21 protein-coding genes and 1 riboswitch are annotated in these 20,301 nt (G+C 36.2%); of the genes, 2 read left to right on the forward strand and 19 right to left on the reverse strand.

Annotation, left to right across the window (positions count from 1 at the left end; genetic code table 11):
* Positions 1-93: 93 nt before the first annotated feature.
* Positions 94-735, forward strand: coding sequence for a leucyl/phenylalanyl-tRNA--protein transferase (aat, locus tag H599_RS0102085; protein ID WP_026712593.1), 642 nt, complete (start codon positions 94-96; stop codon positions 733-735).
* Positions 736-813: 78 nt separating this feature from the next.
* Here the strand turns inward: aat and H599_RS0102090 are convergent, their stop codons facing one another.
* The 15 genes from H599_RS0102090 to H599_RS0102160 all read right to left on the reverse strand — a co-directional run bounded on the left by H599_RS0102090 (position 814) and on the right by H599_RS0102160 (position 16,025).
* The gene (locus H599_RS0102090; RefSeq protein WP_026712594.1) at positions 814-1,524 is read right to left on the reverse strand and encodes a HesA/MoeB/ThiF family protein; all 711 of its coding nucleotides are present in this window, start codon (positions 1,522-1,524) and stop codon (positions 814-816) included.
* 37 nt (positions 1,525-1,561) lie between these two features.
* Positions 1,562-2,719, reverse strand: a complete 1,158-nt coding sequence (thiH, locus tag H599_RS0102095; protein ID WP_026712595.1) for a 2-iminoacetate synthase ThiH — start codon at positions 2,717-2,719, stop codon at positions 1,562-1,564.
* Positions 2,720-2,765: 46 nt separating this feature from the next.
* Entirely contained in the window at positions 2,766-3,023 is a 258-nt protein-coding gene (locus tag H599_RS19080) for a GxxExxY protein (protein WP_316930432.1), read from the reverse strand.
* 288 nt (positions 3,024-3,311) lie between these two features.
* Entirely contained in the window at positions 3,312-4,088 is a 777-nt protein-coding gene (locus tag H599_RS0102105) for a thiazole synthase (protein ID WP_026712596.1), read from the reverse strand.
* Positions 4,069-4,707, reverse strand: a complete 639-nt coding sequence (locus H599_RS0102110; RefSeq protein ID WP_026712597.1) for a thiamine phosphate synthase — start codon at positions 4,705-4,707, stop codon at positions 4,069-4,071. The genes H599_RS0102105 and H599_RS0102110 overlap by 20 nt, the downstream gene beginning before the upstream one ends.
* Positions 4,700-5,455: a hydroxymethylpyrimidine/phosphomethylpyrimidine kinase gene (locus tag H599_RS0102115; RefSeq protein WP_026712598.1), complete on the reverse strand. Its 756-nt coding sequence runs from the start codon at positions 5,453-5,455 to the stop codon at positions 4,700-4,702. The genes H599_RS0102110 and H599_RS0102115 overlap by 8 nt, the downstream gene beginning before the upstream one ends.
* Complete coding sequence (locus H599_RS0102120) at positions 5,428-6,009, reverse strand: thiamine phosphate synthase (protein WP_026712599.1); 582 nt, start codon at positions 6,007-6,009, stop codon at positions 5,428-5,430. Before H599_RS0102120 ends, H599_RS0102115 begins: the two co-directional genes overlap by 28 nt.
* A gap of 84 nt (positions 6,010-6,093) precedes the next feature.
* Positions 6,094-7,917 carry a phosphomethylpyrimidine synthase ThiC gene (gene thiC, locus H599_RS0102125; RefSeq protein ID WP_026712600.1) on the reverse strand — a complete coding sequence of 608 codons (1,824 nt, stop codon included), beginning with the start codon at positions 7,915-7,917 and terminating at the stop codon, positions 6,094-6,096.
* A 142-nt stretch (positions 7,918-8,059) separates the two neighbouring features.
* Complete coding sequence (gene thiS / locus H599_RS0102130) at positions 8,060-8,266, reverse strand: sulfur carrier protein ThiS (protein WP_026712601.1); 207 nt, start codon at positions 8,264-8,266, stop codon at positions 8,060-8,062.
* 65 nt (positions 8,267-8,331) lie between these two features.
* Positions 8,332-8,439: riboswitch (TPP riboswitch) on the reverse strand.
* 88 nt (positions 8,440-8,527) lie between these two features.
* Positions 8,528-9,091, reverse strand: coding sequence for a DNA-3-methyladenine glycosylase I (locus H599_RS0102135; RefSeq protein ID WP_026712602.1), 564 nt, complete (start codon positions 9,089-9,091; stop codon positions 8,528-8,530).
* Between the two features lie 2 nt (positions 9,092-9,093).
* The gene (locus H599_RS0102140; protein ID WP_026712603.1) at positions 9,094-9,741 is read right to left on the reverse strand and encodes a queuosine precursor transporter; all 648 of its coding nucleotides are present in this window, start codon (positions 9,739-9,741) and stop codon (positions 9,094-9,096) included.
* A gap of 149 nt (positions 9,742-9,890) precedes the next feature.
* Positions 9,891-10,814: a carbohydrate kinase family protein gene (locus H599_RS0102145; RefSeq protein WP_026712604.1), complete on the reverse strand. Its 924-nt coding sequence runs from the start codon at positions 10,812-10,814 to the stop codon at positions 9,891-9,893.
* 1 nt (position 10,815) lies between these two features.
* The gene (locus tag H599_RS0102150) at positions 10,816-11,997 is read right to left on the reverse strand and encodes a glycoside hydrolase 100 family protein (RefSeq protein ID WP_026712605.1); all 1,182 of its coding nucleotides are present in this window, start codon (positions 11,995-11,997) and stop codon (positions 10,816-10,818) included.
* Between the two features lie 4 nt (positions 11,998-12,001).
* Positions 12,002-13,303, reverse strand: a complete 1,302-nt coding sequence (locus H599_RS0102155) for an MFS transporter (RefSeq protein WP_026712606.1) — start codon at positions 13,301-13,303, stop codon at positions 12,002-12,004.
* A 94-nt stretch (positions 13,304-13,397) separates the two neighbouring features.
* Positions 13,398-16,025, reverse strand: coding sequence for a TonB-dependent receptor (locus tag H599_RS0102160; RefSeq protein WP_051590614.1), 2,628 nt, complete (start codon positions 16,023-16,025; stop codon positions 13,398-13,400).
* 153 nt (positions 16,026-16,178) lie between these two features.
* Here H599_RS0102160 and H599_RS0102165 point away from each other — a divergent pair, with 153 nt between their 5' ends.
* The gene (locus H599_RS0102165; RefSeq protein ID WP_026712608.1) at positions 16,179-17,213 is read left to right on the forward strand and encodes a LacI family DNA-binding transcriptional regulator; all 1,035 of its coding nucleotides are present in this window, start codon (positions 16,179-16,181) and stop codon (positions 17,211-17,213) included.
* A 53-nt stretch (positions 17,214-17,266) separates the two neighbouring features.
* Here the strand turns inward: H599_RS0102165 and tsf are convergent, their stop codons facing one another.
* The 4 genes from tsf to rplM form a co-directional block, all read right to left on the reverse strand.
* Positions 17,267-18,229, reverse strand: coding sequence for a translation elongation factor Ts (tsf, locus tag H599_RS0102170; protein ID WP_026712609.1), 963 nt, complete (start codon positions 18,227-18,229; stop codon positions 17,267-17,269).
* A gap of 127 nt (positions 18,230-18,356) precedes the next feature.
* On the reverse strand, positions 18,357-19,109 hold the full coding sequence (gene rpsB / locus H599_RS0102175) for a 30S ribosomal protein S2 (protein ID WP_026712610.1): 753 nt from the start codon (positions 19,107-19,109) through the stop codon (positions 18,357-18,359).
* Between the two features lie 176 nt (positions 19,110-19,285).
* Positions 19,286-19,672, reverse strand: coding sequence for a 30S ribosomal protein S9 (gene rpsI, locus H599_RS0102180; RefSeq protein WP_026712611.1), 387 nt, complete (start codon positions 19,670-19,672; stop codon positions 19,286-19,288).
* The gene (rplM, locus tag H599_RS0102185; protein ID WP_026712612.1) at positions 19,672-20,127 is read right to left on the reverse strand and encodes a 50S ribosomal protein L13; all 456 of its coding nucleotides are present in this window, start codon (positions 20,125-20,127) and stop codon (positions 19,672-19,674) included. The genes rpsI and rplM overlap by 1 nt, the downstream gene beginning before the upstream one ends.
* Positions 20,128-20,301 lie beyond the last annotated feature (174 nt).

Genomic DNA, 20,301 nt, shown 5'->3' on the forward strand with positions numbered 1-20,301 from the left:
ATTAGATATTAATTGGAATTTGGAATTTCTTTTTGGTTGAAATTTGAATGGATTATTACTATTGAAATTGCTATTGTTTTTTGAAATTTAGGTATGTTTTATTTAACCGAAGAATTATTCTTTCCACCTGTACATTTAGCTCATTCCTCTGGAATTATTGGGCTTGGTGGCGACTTGTCTCCCGAACGATTGCAACTGGCTTATCAAAGCGGTATTTTCCCCTGGTTTGAAGATGGGGAACCCATTACCTGGTGGTCGCCTAATCCCAGAATGGTTTTGTTTTTAGAAGAATTGGTGGTTTCTAAAAGCATGCGGAATATTCTTAACCGAAAAATATTTACGGTAACATTCAATCAGAATTTTAGAGCGGTAATTTCAAATTGCCAAAAAATAAAACGTGAAGGTCAAAACGGAACCTGGATTACTGATGATATGATTGAAGCCTATTGCAAACTTCATGAATTAGGAATTGCTAAATCAGTTGAGGTTTGGAAGGAAGATGAATTAGTTGGCGGACTTTACGGAGTTGATTTAGGTCATGTTTTTTGTGGAGAAAGTATGTTTTCTTTGGTTTCCAATGCTTCAAAAGTGGCTTTTATCGCTTTGGTTGAAAAACTAAAAAAAGAGCATTATCGATTGCTGGATTGTCAGGTGTATAATGAACATTTGGAAAGTTTAGGCTGTCGCGAAATTGAACGCGAAGAGTTTATGACGATGCTAAAAAAAGGTATTTAACCGCAAAGTTGGCAAAAGTTTTTCCCAAAGTCCGCCAAGGTTATTTCTAAGATTTCTTTAATCTGTGTTCCAAAAAAACTAAAAATTTAGTTTAATAAAATTCCAATCCAAAGTTTTATACAAAATCAATTCATTCTTTAAACTCGGTAAACCGATAATTAGTTTTAAAGTTTCGTGTGCCATCATCGTACCAATCATTCCCGGTAAAGTTCCCAGAACACCGTTTAAGCTGCAATTAGGCACATCTTTTGGATTTGGTGGTTCCGGAAATAAATCCCGCAAATTTTTACTTCCCTGGTAATTAAAAACTGCAATTTGCCCTTCAAAACCAAGGATACTTCCGTAAACCAAAGTTTTTTCTAGTGCTACACAAGTATCGTTGACCAAATAGCGTGTGCTGAAATTATCCGAACCGTCCACCACAATATCAAAATCGGCAATAATTCTGCTGGCATTTTCAGCGGTTAATTTTTCTTCAAAAACCTGAACCTGAATTAACGGATTCAGTTTTTCAACCGTTTCTTTGGCGGTTAAAGCTTTCGATAAGCCTATTTGTCCTTCGGTATATAAAATTTGACGGTGTAAATTGTGAATTTCAATTTTGTCAAAATCTACAATCCCAATGGTTCCAACACCCGCCGGAGCTAAATATTGTAAAATAGGACAGCCCAAACCGCCTGCTCCAATAACAAGAACTCTGGCTTTTTTGAGTTTTTGCTGGCCTTCTTCGCCAATTTCAGGTAAAATAACCTGTCGATTGTATCTTAAAAAATCTTGTATTACGCTCATTTTATTAAGTCTTAAAGTTATAAAGTCGGAATTATGATTAATTGAAAACTGAATTTTCTTTAAGACTTTTGACTTTCGACGTTTGACTAAAAGTCCTATCCCAGTCTTTCCAAACCGGTTCGTAGCCTCTTTCGGTAATTATTTTGGTAATTTCGGCAACCGAACGTTCATCGCTGATTTCAAATTGCTCCAAAGATTGCGGATCCACCACATAACCTCCCGGGTTAGTTTTGGAACCCGCACTCATACTGGTGGTTCCAATCGGAATTATGTTGTTGCGGAATTTTTCATTTTCACGGGTTGAAATCGAAATTTCCAAATTTTCATTCCACAGACGATAAGCACAAATAAGCTGGGTTAAATCTTTATCGTCCATGATAAAATTGGGTTCGATAATTCCTTCAGCCGGGCGCAATCGCGGAAAAGAAACCGAATATTTGGTTTGCCAATAGGTTTTTTGCAAATAATCCAAATGCAAAGCATTGAAAAAACTGTCGGCTCTCCAGTCTTCCAAACCTAATAAAACGCCCAAACCAATTTTGTGAATTCCTGCTTTTCCAATTCTGTCAGGAGTATCGAGTCTGAAATCAAAATTGGATTTTTTGCCTTTGGTATGGTATTTTTTATAGACTTCCTGATGGTAAGTTTCCTGATAAACTAAAACAGAATATACCCCCGCTTGGTGTAAACGCTCGTATTCTTCTTGTGAAAGTGGCTGTACCTCGATCGAAATAATAGAAAAATCCTTTCTGATTTGGGCAATGGCATTTAGAAAATAATTGATGTTTACGGTGTAATTAGCTTCGCCGGTAACCAATAAAACATGGTCAAATCCCAAATTTTTTAAGGCTTGAACTTCAAGTTTGATTTCCGAATCGCTTAAAGTTTTTCGTTTGATTTTGTTATCCAGACTAAAACCACAATAGGTACAGATGTTTTGACATTCGTTACTCAAATACAAAGGCGCATACATTTGGATAGTTTTTCCAAAACGTTTTTTGGTTAATTCATGGGATTTTTGGGCCATCAATTCCAAATAAGGTTGCGCCGCCGGAGAAATCATCACTAAAAAATCATCCAGATTTTTTTTGGACTTGGCTAATGAATTTTCGACATCTTTAGTAGTAGTCTGATAAATTTTGCTTTTAATTTCGTTCCAATTGTATTGTTTAAAAACAGATTTGAATGTTGTCATTATAATTGCTCGCAGATTCTGCAGATTTTTGCAGATTCATTATTTTTTATATTTTATTTACAATTCTTTTTATATCGTCCAAAATGTTGGTAGTATTGAAATTGATAAGTAAGCCTAATTTTTTATTTGTTAATTTTAAATAATTTGTGACTTTTTTGTAATGAATTGGTGCCAAATCTTCAACAGATTTTAGCTCAATGATTACTTTGTCTTCTACTAATAAATCAATTTTGAAACCAACATCTAGTATTGTTTCTTTATATGGAATTTTTATTTCGAGTTGTCTGTCAACCTTTAAATTCATTTTTGTTATTTCATAATACAAAGCGCTTTCATAAACAGATTCGAATGGCCTGGTCCAAGAGTGTTATAAACATTAAAAGCAGCTCCTCTGATTTTAAATGAAATATCGTTTTCTGTCATTTTAACTTTTTTAAAAATTGGCATTAACTAAATGTAATTGTTTTATTTCAAAAATGACATCAGTAAATTTCTGTTGCACGCAGAATTTTCAGATTATTACAGATTTTTTTGATATAATTTTAATATTATCTGCTCAAATCTGCAAAATCTGCGTGCTATTTAAAATCAATTATTCATATAAAAATGCGGTTAACGGACTCGAAGCCACCGCCTGATTGAATTGCTGTCCCAATTGGGCTTCATAAGCTTTTCTTCCTGCAATAACGGCTTCTTTGAACGCTTCTGCCATCATTTTCGGATTTCCGGCTACGGCAATCGCTGTGTTTACCAAAACCGCATCGGCACCCATTTCCATTGCTTTTGTTGCATCAGAAGGAGCACCAATTCCGGCGTCAACAATTACAGGAACTTTGGATTGTTCGATAATAATTTCTAAAAAATCAATGGTTTTTAAGCCTTTGTTGCTCCCAATTGGCGAACCTAAAGGCATTACTGCTGCGGTTCCGGCATCTTCCAAACGTTTGCACAAAACAGGGTCAGCATGAATGTATGGCAAAACGATAAAACCTAATTTTGCTAATTCTTCTGTAGCTTTTAAGGTTTCAATCGGGTCAGGAAGTAGGTATCTCGGATCCGGATGGATTTCCAGTTTTAGCCAATTGGTTTCCAATGCTTCACGAGCCAATTGTGCAGCGAAAACCGCTTCTTTGGCATTTCGGGCGCCCGAAGTATTGGGTAATAAATTGATTTTAGGATGTTTCAAATGGGATAAAATCGCATCGGTGTCGGTTTCTAAATCGACACGTTTAAGTGCAACGGTGACTAATTCCGATTCGGAAGCCAGTATGGCTTCTTCCATCTGAGCATTCGAACCAAATTTTCCTGTTCCTAGAAACAAACGCGATTGCAGTTCTTTATCGCCTATTTTAAATAATGACTGACTCATATAATTTTTCGTTAAGTGCTGTTATTAATTCGTTTTTATAGTCACTTTGAGTGATTAATCCCGAAACGGCAATGCCGTAAACTCCAGTTTGAATAATTGCCGATACGTCTTCAAATTGAATACCGCCAATGGCATAAACCGGTGTTTCGATTCCCTGTAATTTTAGTTGATCCAAAATATTTTGGTAGCCTTCCAATCCTAAAATTGGACTTAGGTTTTCTTTGGTTTTTGTAAATCGGAAAGGACCTAATCCAATATAATCGGCTCCCTGATTTATTTGTTTTTTGATGTCTTCCAGTGTATTGGCTGTGCCGCCAATGATCTTGTTTTTGCCTAAAATTTCGCGGGCATTGGCAATTTTCATGTCTTTTAGTCCTAAATGAACGCCGTCGGCATCAATTTTTTGCGCTAGCGGAACATTGTCATTAATGATAAAAGTAGCCTGATGTTCTTGGCATAAGGTTTTTACGGCTTCCGCCAAAGTAAAAATGTCTTCAGAAGTTGCATTCTTAAAACGCAACTGAATCCATTGGCAGCCTTGTTCTAAGGTTTCCCGGATGTTGTGCAATTGCTCGTCAATGCTGTTTCCTTGAGAGATGTATTGTAAACGTTTATACATAATGATTTCCTAATGATGTTGGGGTTGATAGTAAAAAGTTTTCGGTGTAATTTTTGCCTTCTTTGCATGCCAATAAAAGCTCTTTTCCTAAGGCTATATTAGCCGTAATAGCAGCCGATAAAACACAACCAGAACCGTGTTTTTGATAAATCGAAGTGTTTTTTGGCAAAAGCCTGAAAAACTGATTTTGGGTGTGTAAATAATCGGTTCCTGTTTCTTTAGGATGATGTCCGCCTTTTAATAAAATGGGGCAGTTTTTGACTAATTTTGCTATAATCATTTCGACCGGTTTTTCTTCCGGATTCAATTTCAGAATTTCGTTGTAATTGGGCGTGATGAGTTCGATTTGGTTTAAAATAGCTAATAAATCTTCCTGATTTTCAATTTGTAAAAAGTTAAATTCCGTAGTCGATTTCAGAACGGTGTCCCAAATTATTTTGGTCTTAGGAGAAAGCTTTTTAATCAAAAAAACAAATTCTTTTAAGTAAGTCAATGAAGGAACAATGCCAATTTTAACCGCTTTGATTTTATAAGAATCAAAAAGAGTCCGGATGGATTGTAAAATAAAATCCAGAGCTGTCCATTGAATGTTGATGAATTCATTTTCAGTTTGAATGGTATTGGCTGTAATAATTGACAAGCCATACACCTGATGCTGTTCGAATGTTTTAATATCGGCTAAAACACCTGCTCCGGCCGAGGGATCAAAACCCGCAATACTTAATACGAAAGGACGATTTGTTGGCATAATTTAAAATTTTGTATTGGGTTTTCGCTGTTCCAAATGCTTCCTAAAAGTGTGACTTCATCAAAACCAAGCTGTAAAGCCTGATGGATATTTGCATCTTGTATGCCGCCTAAACCAATGAGTTTTGTTTGGAAATTGGTTCGTTTTTTTATTTCGGTTGCCCAATTTGTCTTCGGCTCGTAATTTTCTTTGGAAATACTTTTGAAAACAGGACTCAAAAAAGCATAATCAAAATCTTCCGGCAGCATATTAAATTCTTCGATTGAATGAGAAGAAGTTGATAGCTTGAATCTGGCAGGTTTTAAAAACTTGTCAGGTCTGTTTGTTGAAGAAAAATGAATCCGGTTAATTTCTAATTCTTCAGCCAAATGATGATGGCTATGTAAAACCAATCGACTTCTAAATTTCAATCCAATTAAAGTCACAAAAGCTTTCATTTCTTCTTCAGAAAAGTCAGGCTTTCGAATATGAAATATTTCCATCCCATTTTCAAAAAGAGCATGGATGGTTTTGATTTCATTTGCTATTGCAGTTGGATTGGATATGACTATCATTTTTAATTAGGAGTTAGAAGTAGGGAGCTGGAAGTTAGAAGTGAAGTTCTTACTTCCTGCTTCCATCTCCCAGCTTCCTTCTTTTTAGATATAAATCTCTTTTCCTTGTTCGATGAATTCCTCTGATTTGGCCTGCATCCCTTTTTTGGCTTCTTCCACATCACGAATTTCCTGCGATATTTTCATAGAGCAGAATTTTGGGCCACACATCGAGCAAAAATGCGCTACTTTAGCACCATCAGCCGGAAGCGTTTCATCGTGGAATTCTCTGGCTGTGTCCGGATCCAAGGATAAATTGAACTGGTCTTCCCAACGGAATTCAAAACGGGCTTTGCTCAAAGCATTGTCTCGGTATTGTGCTCCCGGATGCCCTTTGGCAAGGTCGGCTGCGTGAGCCGAAATTTTATAAGTAATAACACCGTCTTTTACGTCTTTTTTATTTGGTAAACCAAGGTGCTCTTTTGGTGTTACATAACATAACATCGCACAGCCGTACCAACCAATCATTGCTGCTCCAATTCCTGAAGTAATATGATCGTAACCGGGTGCAATGTCTGTGGTTAAAGGACCTAAAGTATAGAAAGGTGCTTCGTGGCAATGTTCCAGTTGCTTGTCCATGTTTTCTTTAATCATGTGCATCGGAACATGACCCGGACCTTCAATAAATACCTGAACATCGTGTTTCCAGGCAATTTTAGTCAGTTCGCCTAAAGTTTCTAATTCGGCAAATTGGGCGGCATCATTTGCATCAGCAATGGACCCCGGACGCAAACCGTCTCCAAGAGAGAAAGCAACGTCATATTGTTTCATGATTTCGCAAATTTCCTCGAAATGTGTGTATAAGAAGTTTTCTTTGTGGTGGAACAAACACCATTTTGCCATAATCGATCCGCCACGGGAAACAATTCCGGTAACGCGATTGGCAGTTAGGTGAATATATCGCAATAAAACTCCGGCATGAATAGTGAAATAGGAAACGCCTTGTTCAGCCTGCTCGATTAAAGTATCACGGAAAATCTCCCAGGTTAGATTTTCGGCAATTCCATTAACCTTTTCTAATGCCTGATAAATAGGTACCGTTCCAATTGGCACCGGAGAGTTACGGATAATCCATTCTCTGGTTTCGTGAATGTTTTTTCCGGTTGATAAATCCATAATGGTATCTGCACCCCAACGACAAGCCCAAACGGCTTTTTCAACTTCTTCTTCAATAGAAGAAGTTACGGCGCTATTTCCAATATTAGCATTGATTTTTACCAAAAAGTTACGTCCCACAATCATCGGTTCACTTTCCGGATGGTTGATGTTATTTGGGATGATAGCGCGACCTGCAGCTACTTCGGAACGAACAAATTCAGCAGTGATTTTGTTCTTCGGCGTATTGGCGCCAAAACTGTGACCTGCGTGTTGACATTGCATCGCTTTTTGAGCCGTTTCTAATTGTTCGATGCGTTGGTTTTCACGAATAGCAATGTATTCCATTTCGGGAGTGATAATTCCCTGTTTGGCATAGTATAATTGGGTGACATTTGCGCCTTTTTTGGCACGCATTGGTTTGTGTAAATATTCAAAACGCAAATGATTTAATTTTTCATCGGTAAGGCGTTCTTTTCCGTAATCAGAAGTAATTTCGCTTAATTCTTCTACGTCATTTCGGTCTAAAATCCACTGTTCGCGAAGGCGCGGTAATCCTTTTCTAACATCGATTTCGATATTTGGATCGGTGTAAGAACCAGAAGTATCGTAAACCGTTACAGGAGGATTTTTTTCAGTGCCGCCATTTGAAAGTTTAGTGTCTGATAACTGAATTTCGCGCATGGCTACTTTTATAGGATGAATTTCGCCATCGATGTAAACCTTAGTCGAATTAGGGAAAGGTTGTCTGGATATTTTTTCTTCGTTGTTCATATTTTTAAGTTATGAGTTATGAGTTATGGGTTGTGAATTGTAGGTTGTGGGTTTGGTATAACATCTAGTTTGTTGTTCTGAGGAAAAAAATGGAATTTGGAATTTGATTATTGGAATTTGATTATTGGAGTTTTAGAATTGATTATCCACCCTGTGTAGCCGAAATAATTAGGATATCGTCAGTTTCGGATAAGAGATGGCTGTTCCAATTGGATTTTGGAATCACATTGTGGTTAATGGCTACGGCAATGCCATTTTGTTTTTGTGGAAATTCAATGTCAAGCAAGGATTGAATACTCAGCGTATCTGCTTGAAATTGTTTGAATTGATTGTTGATTTTTAGTTCCATTCCTTGATTTTTTAAAATAAAAAATACTTTAGGAATGGCTGCAAAATGTCCGAAAACCGGACTGTAGAAGTCATCTTACTTTTCCCTACGCTAGTATGAACTAGATCAGGTTCAGAGGGTAAAATCTCAGCCTTTTTCCGATTTTCCGGAAGCAGACACCCCTAAAGTGTGTGACAAATGTAATTAAAAAGTTAGAAGTTGGTAGTTAAAAAGGAGAAGTTTAACAATTTTGTGCTGAATACTTTTAAAATTGAACACTGATTACTGGTTTCTTGTCCAACATTCTTCAACGTGGTCGTTAACCATTCCGGTGGCTTGCATGTGGGCGTAAACTACAGTGGAACCCACAAATTTGAATCCGCGTTTTTTTAAATCCTTGCTGATAGCGTCTGAAAGTGGAGTAGTGGCAGGAACTTCTTTGAGTGTCTTAGGGTTGTTGTCAATAGGTTTTCCATCGGTAAAAGCCCAAATGTATTTTGAGAAACTGCCAAAATCTTCCTGAACTTTCATAAAAGCAATGGCATTTGTAACTGCGGCACGTATTTTTAATTGATTGCGAATAATTCCAGGATTCTGCATTAATTCCTGAATTTTAGCTTCAGAATAGGTGGCAATTTTTTGATAATCAAATTGGTCAAAAGCTTCGCGGAAACTTTCTCTTTTGGCGAGAACAGTGTACCAACTCAATCCTGCCTGAAAGGTTTCCAGCGTTAAGAATTCGAATAATGTAGGGTCGTCATACACCGGATTTCCCCATTCTTCATCATGATATTTACGATATAAATCGTCTTTTTCGCACCAGTTGCAGCGTGTTTTGTTTTCCATAGTTAGTTTCTGTGAATGTATTTTTCAATTAGTGAATGCCCCAAATAAATTAGAGGAGTTAGTAAAATGGCGATAATTAATTTGACAAAGTAACCTGTAGATGCCGAAGCAATATACTGTTCGGTGTTGATTTTTCCTGTCATCCAAAAAGCAATTCCCAAAACGATAAAACTGTCAAAAAGTTGGGAAATAACAGTGGATCCAGTACTTCTTAACCAAATCATTTTGTTGCCGGTTTTGTTTTTGAAAAAATGAAAAATACTCACATCGATGAGTTGTGAGATTAGGAAGGCGGTTATACTCCCTACAATAATCCACATGCTTTGTCCAAATACCGCATGAAATTGGTCGTCTGTCACGAGTCCATCGCCTTTAACAGCGGGAATTTTTAGCGCAAAAAATAATAAAACAAAACAGTAAGCAATCAGACAGGCGGTAATCAGGGAGAGTTTTTTAACTCCTTTTTGCCCAAAATATTCGTTGATTAAATCGGTAGTTACAAAGACAACCGGCCAGGGTAAAATCCCGATGCTCATTAAATAAGGGCCAACATAAATGAGTTTTCCACCAATTAATTCGGCAACAACGGCATTGGTAATGAATATTCCGGCAAGGATTATGTAAACAAGGTCTTTTTGGGATTGAAACATATTTTGGTTTTTGATGCAACCAAATTTAGTTTATTATTTTTAGAATTGATTAAATGATTTATTTGCCAATAAAAGAAAAAGTTCCGCTTTTTATACAAAAGGGAACTTAATCAAAGTCACGGTTAGGGTTTTAGTTTTGTGTTTTTTCTTTAAAATTTTTCCACCTGAATATTATCCGGAAGATGCCCCAGATGTTGCAGTTTTATGGCTGCTATTTTTTGAGCAATAGTAATGCATTCAAGAGGCGTTTTGCCCTTAAGTTTTCCGTATAAAAATCCGGTCCAAAAAGCATCACCTGCTCCGGTAGTGTCTTTGATGTTTTCGACAAATGGTGCTTCTTTGTGTAAAATACCTAATTGAGAATCCCAATAGCTCACTCCGTTTTTCCCTTTGGTTAAACAAATTGCTGATGCACCTAAATTTCGAAAATATTCAATAATTTCTTCGTCACTTTTGGTTTCGTTAAATAATCGGAAACAATCGTCATCGCTTAATTTTACTAAGGGTTTTGTGCCCAAATATGCTGCAATTACCTCTATGGCTTCTTTTCTGTCAGGCCATATTTTTTCGGAAAAATTAAGGTCAATACTCGTTTGTAATCCCAATTGAAGGGCTTTTTTAGCTTTTTTTAAAATGGTCTCTCGCGCTGGAATTTTGCTTAAGGCAAAACAGGTCGTATGAAAAATTTGGGCTTCTTCGAGGACAGTGTCCGGAATTTGAGCTTCATTAATATGGGAATCGGCTTGTCGATAAGCTATGAATTCAGGGGTGGCATTTGATTTTGAAACAAAAATCACCGAAGAGGGGTAATCGTTTGTTTTTTCAATAAGAGTTGTGGTTACCTGATTTTGGTTTAGTTTTTCAACCATAAAATGACCTAATCCATCATTGCCACAACTTGCTGCCAGAGTAGTTTTCAATCCTAATTTTGCACCATAAATGGCAACATTAGTGGGTGAGCCACCAAGGAAGCGGGAGTAATTTTCTATTTCTGAAATAGGGGTGTTGATTTCATTGCCAATAAAGTCAATGAGCAATTCACCTGCACAGATTATGTCGATTGTCTTTTTCATTTTAAATCAATAATTTAAAATTGGCTGTAATTCCTTGATGAACCATAACGGTTGCCGCGGCACTCCAGGTACAAAACGGAACCCCGTTTGGTTTTTGGGTTTCAGTATTGAAATTTTCATAGAAACTAAAATCTTCTTTTGCATTGGCTTCATTGATAAATTTTAGCAGCTCCTGTGCAATGTCATTTTGTTGTTTTGAAAGCAGGGCAACTCCATAAAAACCATTCACCATTGGCCAGCTTCCTCCATTATGGAATTCATTAGGGTAATTTCGAAATTCATATTTAAAATTGTTTTTCAGTAAATTCCAATCGGCATCTGTTTCTTTTATTGGAGGCCAAAAAGCCGGAAGTATTTTCAGAGCTGTTTGAGTTCTTGTTTTTTCAGCATGTTGAATAATCTTTAGCTGAAATTCCTCTGAACCGATATTTAACAATAGTGCTAACGAATGGGCAAACGAATCAAACGGTGTTTTGTATCCGGCAGGCGAGAAGGAGCAAGGCATGAAATCTTTTATGTTTAATTCGTTGTAAGTTCTTTCGTGGTATTTCTCTCCGGGTGAACCAGGAATGAAATTGGATTCAATTTGTTCGGTTATTTGTTTAATTTTTAAGCTGATTTCAGTATTTTTTGCAAAGTAATTGTAGCTTTTTAGCGCCCAGATACGAAGCAGTTGGTCGTATAAAACATAGCCATCTGTAATGTACTCATCGGCCCAGTTTCCGGATAAAGGGACATACATCAGGTGTTTGTTGTTAAATTCCCAAGCTTCCATTAAGGTTAGACATTTTTGGATATGGGATTCGTGTTTTTCAACAAAAGAAGCCTCTTTTTGGTAAAAAGCATATTGACAAATTCCAATAATAAACCAGGTGGCCGCATCAACTCTTCCGGCTAATCCTCCATAACTTACTTCGACATTATCTCCGTTAGTCATCACATTTGAAGGGATTGTACCAATAGGATGTTGGTTTTTTGCCAGTGTTTCTAATGTTTTTTCGAAGGTGTCTGTCAAATTTTTATCTCCGGAAGCCAAAGCTGCCAATCCGCAAATGACACCGTCTCGTGCCCAAACTCTTTTGTAATTGGAAATGTTTTGTGCACTTGCTAAAAAACCTTCTGAAGAAGATGATTTTTCGAGTAGTTCAATTGCTTTGTTATATGTGATAGTGTCAGAATTCATAATGCTAATATGTTGTTTTATGTGCTTTAATGAAAAGAGTGCTCAAAGAACCCAGTATTAAGAGTACTCCGGCAAAACTTATCGCTAATCGGGGGTCATTATTTAAAAAATTCTTTAGAATGTAACCAAATGAGATATTTTGAAAAATCATTGGGATTACAATCATCATGTTGATAATACCCATGTAAACACCATAACGTTCTTTAGGAATTGTTGTTACAACTATTAAATAAGGTATTCCCATCATACTCGCCCAGGCTATTCCGTAGCCTATGATTACGGCAAAAAATAAATATTGGTTGTGTATTAAAGGGAAAAATAAAAAGGAAACAGCTCCAAATAGCAGACTCACAAAATGAACCATTTTAGGACTGTGTTTTTTAGCCAGCTTAGCCAGATAAAAAGCTACTGAAAAGGTAACAATAAACCCAAAAGCTCCTATTAGTCCCATCCATTCTACTGCTTTTTCATAACCTTCTTTGTTTGCCGGAGTCACATCCCAAACAGATAAGCCGATGCTTTTTGAATTGTTTTGCCAGAAACACATTAAAGCATACCATTGGAACAAATACACTAAAAAAAGTTGCCACATTACTTTTGGCATTTCTAATACAGCATGATAAATATCTACAAACGGACTTAAAAGATTTAAAGGTTCAGCTTTTATTTTTTCAATTTCTTCGGCGGTTGGTGGAATTTCAGCCGTTTTTTTCATGCTCCACCAAATGGATGTTATGGAAAGAATTGCTCCAAGAAAGAACGAAGCATAAATCCAGTTGGGTAATTCTCCGGTATAACCTGCAAAAATTATTGGAAACAAAAACAAAGAGATATAGGATAAAAATTGTCCGAAACCTGTGAAAAAACTTTGCGCCTGAAATCCTATAGGCTGTTGGTCTTCGTTAAGAGTATCGGCGATAAAAGCACGATAAGGTTCCATAGCTGTATTGTTACCTACATCTAAAATCCAAAGTAAACCTGCTGCCATCCATAGCGAACTGCTGAATGGGAATAGGAATAAAGTAATGCTGCAAATAAGAGCGCCAATGAAGAAATAAGGTTTTCTTCGTCCCCATTTAGGATGCCAGGTTTTATCACTCATAGCGCCAATAATCGGTTGGATTAATAAACCGGTTAATGGTCCTGCTAAATTTAGAATTGGAATTTGATCCGGACTGGCATGTAGAAAATCATAAATAGGATTTACGGCACTTTGTTGCAAACCAAAACTGTATTGGATGCCAAAAAAACCAACATTCATATTGATTATTTGCCAAAAACTTAGTTTAGGTTTCACGAATGCCATAATTGCGATTTTAAAATTTTTAAATGAATTCCTGTACTTTTTATGTCTTATTATAATACAGGAATTACCAACCAACTATTATGAAAAAAATTATTTAGAATTTATAGGCTAAACACATTGATACTGATCTTCCTGTTAAAGATCTTGCTCTTACATAATTCACTGTGTTTTCAGTGATACTTCCTTCTTCAGCTTCAGTAATTGCTAAAGTATTAAATAGGTTGTTTCCTGAAACATTTAAAGATAAACCTTTTGCAATACCTACTTCTACAAATCCGTTTATGATTACAAATCCGTTCATTACTAATTGATTGGAGTCTTGTGCGTATGCTTTTGACTGACCGATAAAACTTAGTCCTAAAGTATTTTTGTTATCCATAAATTTGTAAGTAGGGATGAAACTATACATTAATTTTGGCTGTCTTCTTGGTTGGTTGCCATCGTTAGCTCCAGAAGTAATTTCAGCTTTAGTATAAGTTAATGAACCTCTTAAGTTTAAATTGTCAACAACATCGTAAGATGATTCTAATTCTAGACCAAGTGATTTATAGTTGTTTTGGATAATACTGTTAGAGGTTGCTTCAAATCCACCTTGTTCGTCCGTTTTAGAATGGAAGGCTGTTGCATAAAAGTAACCTTTGTTGAATTTTTGTTTGTACCCAATTTCGGCTTGTTGTAAGAAGTCCAAAGCATTGATTTTATCTCCGTTTAAGTAATCCAAATCACTGTTGAATAAAATTCTGTCCGCTTTAGCAGATGCACCACGGCTGTAACGAGCAAAAACCGATTGTTTGTTGTTGATTAAAAAGTTAGCTCCTAAAGTGTAAGAGTAATAATCGTAATCATAGTTTACCGCTGTTGCATTTGCATTATCCACTGCAAATACATTTTGCTCCGGAACTGAAATCGTACCATCGTTGTTAATGTCGTAAGCAGTTGATGTTCCGCCTGCAAAAGATCCTGTAACTTTTCCTTTGTCATAACGTAATCCACCTTCTAAGGATAATTTGTCGGTTGCATCGATGGAAATGTTTACATAAGGAGCAGAAACATTGTATTGTGTGTCATAATTTCGGGCTAAATTACCCCAGGCAGGTGTTCCGTAAGCATATAGGCCGTTTTCAGATAATAATGCGCCGCCAGCATTTTTAACGTCAATTAAACGTGGGTTGTTATCGGATACTTCCTGTACATATGAGTTCCATAACCATGACATGGAAATGTTTTGCATGGATTTAAACAATCCTGCCGTGATACCTACTTTGTCAAATTTTTTGGTTAATCTCAAATCATTCATGAAGTTACCCATATTGTTAAGTTGGGTGTCAAACATGTGAATTCTGGCTACTAATCCATTTGAATTGTTAAATGCAGCGCCGTTATCAGCATATACTAATGTAGATCCGGTTCCAAATGAATTTGCAATTGTAGCAGCAGTTGCTAACTCGGCAGGGAAAGGAGAAATAAATCCTCCTGAGTTTGAAGTGAATCGAATGTTATCTGTTATTTTCCAACCTCCGTCTAAGTCAAAATTTGCATTAGCACCGATAGATCTTGAAATAGGATGCATACCATTTGCTACTGCTTCTCTGCGAACATTTCCGTCAGGACCTAATCCAAGATTATGAGTTAAATAAATAGATTGTAAAGCTCCTGTTGTTGCATCGTATCCGTTAACACTTTTCCAGGTTGGATTGGCATTTGTTCCGGAAACCGCAACTGGCATTGGCATGTAAGCAGCAGCTCGGTCATTTAAGAATTTAGCGTAAACAGTAATCGAACCGTTTTCAAATTCTTTGGTAATGTTGAATTTAAACTGACCACCGTTATTGCTGTTGAAACCTGTTTTTCTAACACCTTCACCAGTTCTGTAAAAACCACCAGCGTGAAAATATAATCCCTCTCCAATTTTCCCTCCGTAGTCAATATCAGTTCTGAAATTTCCATAATCTAATCCAAAAGTTGTGCTGATATTTCCGCCTTCTGTTTTTCCGGTTTTACTGATAAAGTTGATAATACCACCAGGAGAATTCGAAGAAAGTGTAGATGCCGAACCTCCACGAATAGCTTCTACTTTTGCAATGTTGCCATCAAAACGGGTAAAGATATCTGCTGTTGCGAAGGCAATATCTCCAAATAATAATACCGGAAGACCATCTTCCTGAAGTTGCAAATATTTAGACCCTCCTGATGAAATTGGAACTCCACGTACCGAAATATTTGAGTTTCCTTCTCCACCTGATGATTCTGAGCGGATTCCGGGAATAGTTCTGAAAATTTCCGCGGTTGATCTCGGAGCTGATTGGTTGATTTGTTCTGTTCCTAAAGAAGTGATGGAAACACTGGATTTTATTTTAGCTTTAGGATTTACAACCCCTGTGATTACCACATCTTCTAGAATATTAGTGTCTTCTGTCAGGGTAATATTTTGAACTGTGTTTCCATTAATGTTAACGCTGATTTCTGTTTTTTTGAATCCAATATAAGTAACAATAAGTCCAATGCTGCCATTTTTTAAATTGTTAAATGCATATTTTCCATTAGCATCAGTGGCTATTGCTTTTGAGCTGTTTTTAATGGCGATATTTACTCCCGGAAGCGGTGCTCCTGAAGTATCTGTCACAGTTCCTGATAAATTTGAATTTTGTGAAAAAGAAACATTGAATAACAATAGTGCTATGAGCAAACCTATTCTTTTCCATAGTAAATTATCTGTTTTCATGGTTTAAAATTGTTTAGTTAGTAATTTGTTTGGTTATTTTTTATCAAATCTATTTTTATTTTTGTTAAAAAAATCAATATTTTTATTCGAAAACGTTTTCGAAATTACCGAAAACGTTTTCGATTTTAGTAATTTATTTTGATATTTGCCGGCATGAGAGAAGCTACATTAAAAGAAATAGCTCATACTTTGGGAATTTCTATCACTACTGTTTCAAAAGCACTTAAGAACTATCCTGATGTTAGTGAAAAAACCAGGAAAGCGGTTATTGCTCTTGCCGAGGAATTGCATTATACTCCTAATAGTTTTGCGGTTAATTTAAGAACCAAGGAATCTAAAACCATTGGTCTTATTATTCCGGAAGTAGTGCATCATTTTTTTTCAGGAGTTGTTAATGGAATTATTGATGAGGCTGAAAAAAATGGTTATTTAGTTATTATTCTTCAGTCTAATGAGTCTTTAGAGTTAGAGAAAAAACAAGTGGCACTGTTGCTTAATAAAAGAGTTGACGGAATTATTATGTCGCTGTCTAATGAATCTAATGATGATGCTCATATTAAGGAGATTATTCAGAAAGGAATTCCTTTTGTACAGTTTGATAAAATTTCCAAGTTGATTCCGAGTTCGAAAGTGATAATTAATGATCAAAAAGCAGCTATGGAAGCGGTACAGCATCTAATTGATATGGGTTGTAAAAAGATTGCTCATATTCGGGGACTGGCTAATCCGCAAAATTCTATTGATCGGTTTTTAGGTTATAAAAAAGCTTTGGAGAAAAACGGAATTCCGTTTGATTCCAGTTTAGTTTATTCCTGTAAGAGTATCACTTTTGAGCAGGGAGTTGAATTTGCTCAACAGATTTTAGAAGAAGATAAAGGGATTGACGGAATTTTTGTTATAACAGATTTGGTTGCCGTTGGTCTTTTGGCCCATTTTAATGAAAAAGGAATTCAGGTGCCGGGTCAAATTGCAGTAATTGGTTTTAGTAATTGGTTAGTTTCTCAGGTTATTACCCCAAAACTAAGCACCGTAGATCAGCCAAGTTATGAAATGGGAGTTGCGGCTTTTAATTTGTTGTTAGAAGAAATGATTTATAGAAAAAAAGGAAAGATTTTTGAGCCCAAAACAATTGAGTTGCCTACGTCAATTATTACGCGTGAGTCTACTCTGAAAAAAATAGAGGCATAAAAAAAGCAGTTTGGAATGAATCAAACTGCTTTTTTGTATGGTACGGTTTAGGATTATCCTAAAGTTACTCTTTTGAAACCTGTGATTTCAACGTTGAAACCTTTAACGTAATCACCTACTTTTTTACTGTCATCTTTGATGAAGTTTTGATCCAAAAGAGCTTTCTCTTGATCTAAAGTAGTGTTGTCAGAGATAAAACGTTGTACTTTTCCAGGAATAATTTTGTCCCAGATTTGTTCTGGTTTGCCTTCAGCTTTTAATTCAGCTTTAGCATCTTCTTCAGCTTGTTTGATAACTTCTTCAGTTAATTGAGCGTAAGAGATGTATTTAGGTACATTTTTCAAAGTTTTTCCTAAACGAGCAGCTTCTTCATTTTCTTTTTCGATTACAGCGATACGAGCTTCAAGTTCAGAAGCGATGAAAGCAGGATCGAAATCTTTGTAAGATAAAGTGTCAGCACCCATAGAAGCAACTTGCATAGAGATGTCTTTTGTTAAAGTCTCAGCGTTAGCAATTGGAGCAGAAATTGCAGTTAAAGCGGCAATTTTGTTTACGTGAACATAAGATCCAACGAAAGCACCTTCAATGATTTCAAAACCACCGATTTCGATTTTTTCACCGATAACCCCAGTTTGCTCGATTAATTTCTCAGCAACTGTGATTCCGTTGAAATCTGAAGCTAAAAATTCTTCTTTAGAAGAGAAATTGATTGCTTTTTCAACTAATTGTTTAGCTAAAGTTACGAAAGCTTCATTTTTACCTACGAAGTCAGTTTCGCAGTTTAAAGTGATGATAGCTCCTTTAGTGTTGTCAGCGTTGATAAAAGAAACAGCAGCTCCTTCAGAAGACTCACGGTCAGAACGGTTAGCAGCAACTTTTTGTCCTTTTTTTCTAAGGTTTTCAATAGCTTTATCAAAATCTCCTTCAGCTTCAACTAAAGCTTTTTTACAGTCCATCATTCCGGCACCTGTAGCTTGTCTTAATTTATTTACGTCTGCAGCAGTAATTGTTGCCATAATATATTTTATTATTTTAATGTTAAAAGTAAAAATTCCAATCTTCAAATCCCAAATTCCAACGTTATCAGATGGTTAAAAATCTGATTTTGGAATTTGGAATTTAAAATTTGGAATTTAAAATGATTTATTCTTCAGTAGCCGGAGCTGCCTCAGCAGCTGGAGCTTCTTCTGCAGTTTCTTTTTCAGAACCTCTTTCAGAAAGTCCTTCAACAACAGCAGTAGTTACTATAGATAAAATTTTCTCAATTGATTTAGAAGCATCATCATTGGCTGGGATAACGTAATCTACTTCACGTGGATCAGAGTTAGTATCAACCATTGCGAATACTGGAATGTTTAATTTTTGTGCTTCTTTTATTGCGATGTGCTCAGCTTTGATATCTACTACGAACAATGCAGCTGGAAGTCTGGACATATCAGCGATTGAACCTAAGTTTTTTTCTAATTTAGCACGAAGACGATCGATTTGCAATTTCTCTTTTTTAGAAAGAGTATTGAAAGTTCCGTCTTTCTTCATTTTATCAATAGAAGACATTTTTTTAACTGCTTTACGGATTGTAACAAAGTTTGTTAACATTCCACCTGGCCATCTTTCAGTGATGTAAGGCATGTTAGCAGCTTTTGCTTTTTCAGCAACGATGTCTTTTGCTTGTTTTTTGGTAGCTACGAATAAGATTTTTCTACCTGATGCAGCGATTTTTTTCAAAGCTTCGTTAGCTTCTTCGATTTTAGCTGCAGTTTTATATAGGTTGATAATGTGAATTCCATTACGCTCCATATAAATGTAAGGAGCCATGTTTGGATCCCATTTTCTAGTCATGTGTCCGAAGTGAACACCTGCTTCTAGTAATTCTTTAACTTCTACTTTGTTTGCCATTTTTTTAACTAGTTTACGTTCTGTTGATTAGCAATGTATAAATGGCGTTAATCGGCTTTATACATTTAGATGCTAAACTAAATCCTACCTCGATAGGAGAGCAACAATAACTGTGTTTTTTAATTTCAATAAATAATTGATAAAGTCTTGCACCATCTGTACAAGACAGGTAAATATTAACGTTTGGAGAATTGGAATCTCTTACGAGCTTTCTTCTGACCGAATTTCTTACGTTCAACCATTCTTGGGTCTCTTGTTAATAAACCTTCTGGTTTCAAGATAGATCTGTTTTCAGCGTTTGCTTCACACATAGCGCGAGCGATTGCCATTCTTACAGCTTCTGCCTGACCAGTAACTCCACCTCCGTAAACATTTACATTTACGTCAAAGTTTTCAGCGTTTTCTGTCATAGACAAAGGTTGCATCACTTTGTATTGTAAAGTAGCTGTTGGGAAATAAGTGGCTAATTCTTTTTTGTTTACAGTGATTTTTCCTGTTCCTTCTGAAACATAAACACGTGCAACAGCGGTTTTTCTTCTACCGATTTTGTGAATAACTCCCATTACTTAAGATCGTTTAGGTTAACAGTTCTTGGTTTTTGGGCCGCTTGTTTGTGCTCAGAACCAACAACAACATTTAAATTTCTGAAAAGTTCAGCTCCTAATTTGTTTTTAGGTAACATACCTTTTACTGCTTTTTCTACTAAGGCTGCAGGATTTTTAGCTTGCAATACTTTAGCAGTTAAAGTTCTTTGACCTCCTGGATAACCTGTGTGACGTAAGTAAATTTTTTCGTCCATTTTGTTACCTGTAAGGTTAATTTTCTCAGCGTTAATAACGATTACGTTATCTCCACAGTCCACGTGTGGGGTATAGCTTGGCTTGTACTTTCCTCTTAAAATCATAGCGACTTTAGAAGCAAGACGTCCTAAGTTATGACCCTCTGCATCTACAACGATCCACTCTTTGTTAGAGTTTGCCTTTGTAGCTGAAATTGTCTTGTAGCTTAATGCGTTCACAATAAAAATTTTTTAATTAAACATTCCGTCCCCTCCCGAATCGTCGGGAAAAGGGTTGCAAAAGTACAATTAATTATTTTAAATACAAATACCTTAAATGAATAATTTTTTTTGGTTTTGAAGCTGATTATCAATCGGATATTTATTCCGGTGGCAGAGCTGTCTTTTTTCTAA

This window comes from Flavobacterium daejeonense DSM 17708 (assembly GCF_000425425.1).
In the GTDB taxonomy this organism is placed as follows: Bacteria; Bacteroidota; Bacteroidia; order Flavobacteriales; family Flavobacteriaceae; genus Flavobacterium; species Flavobacterium daejeonense.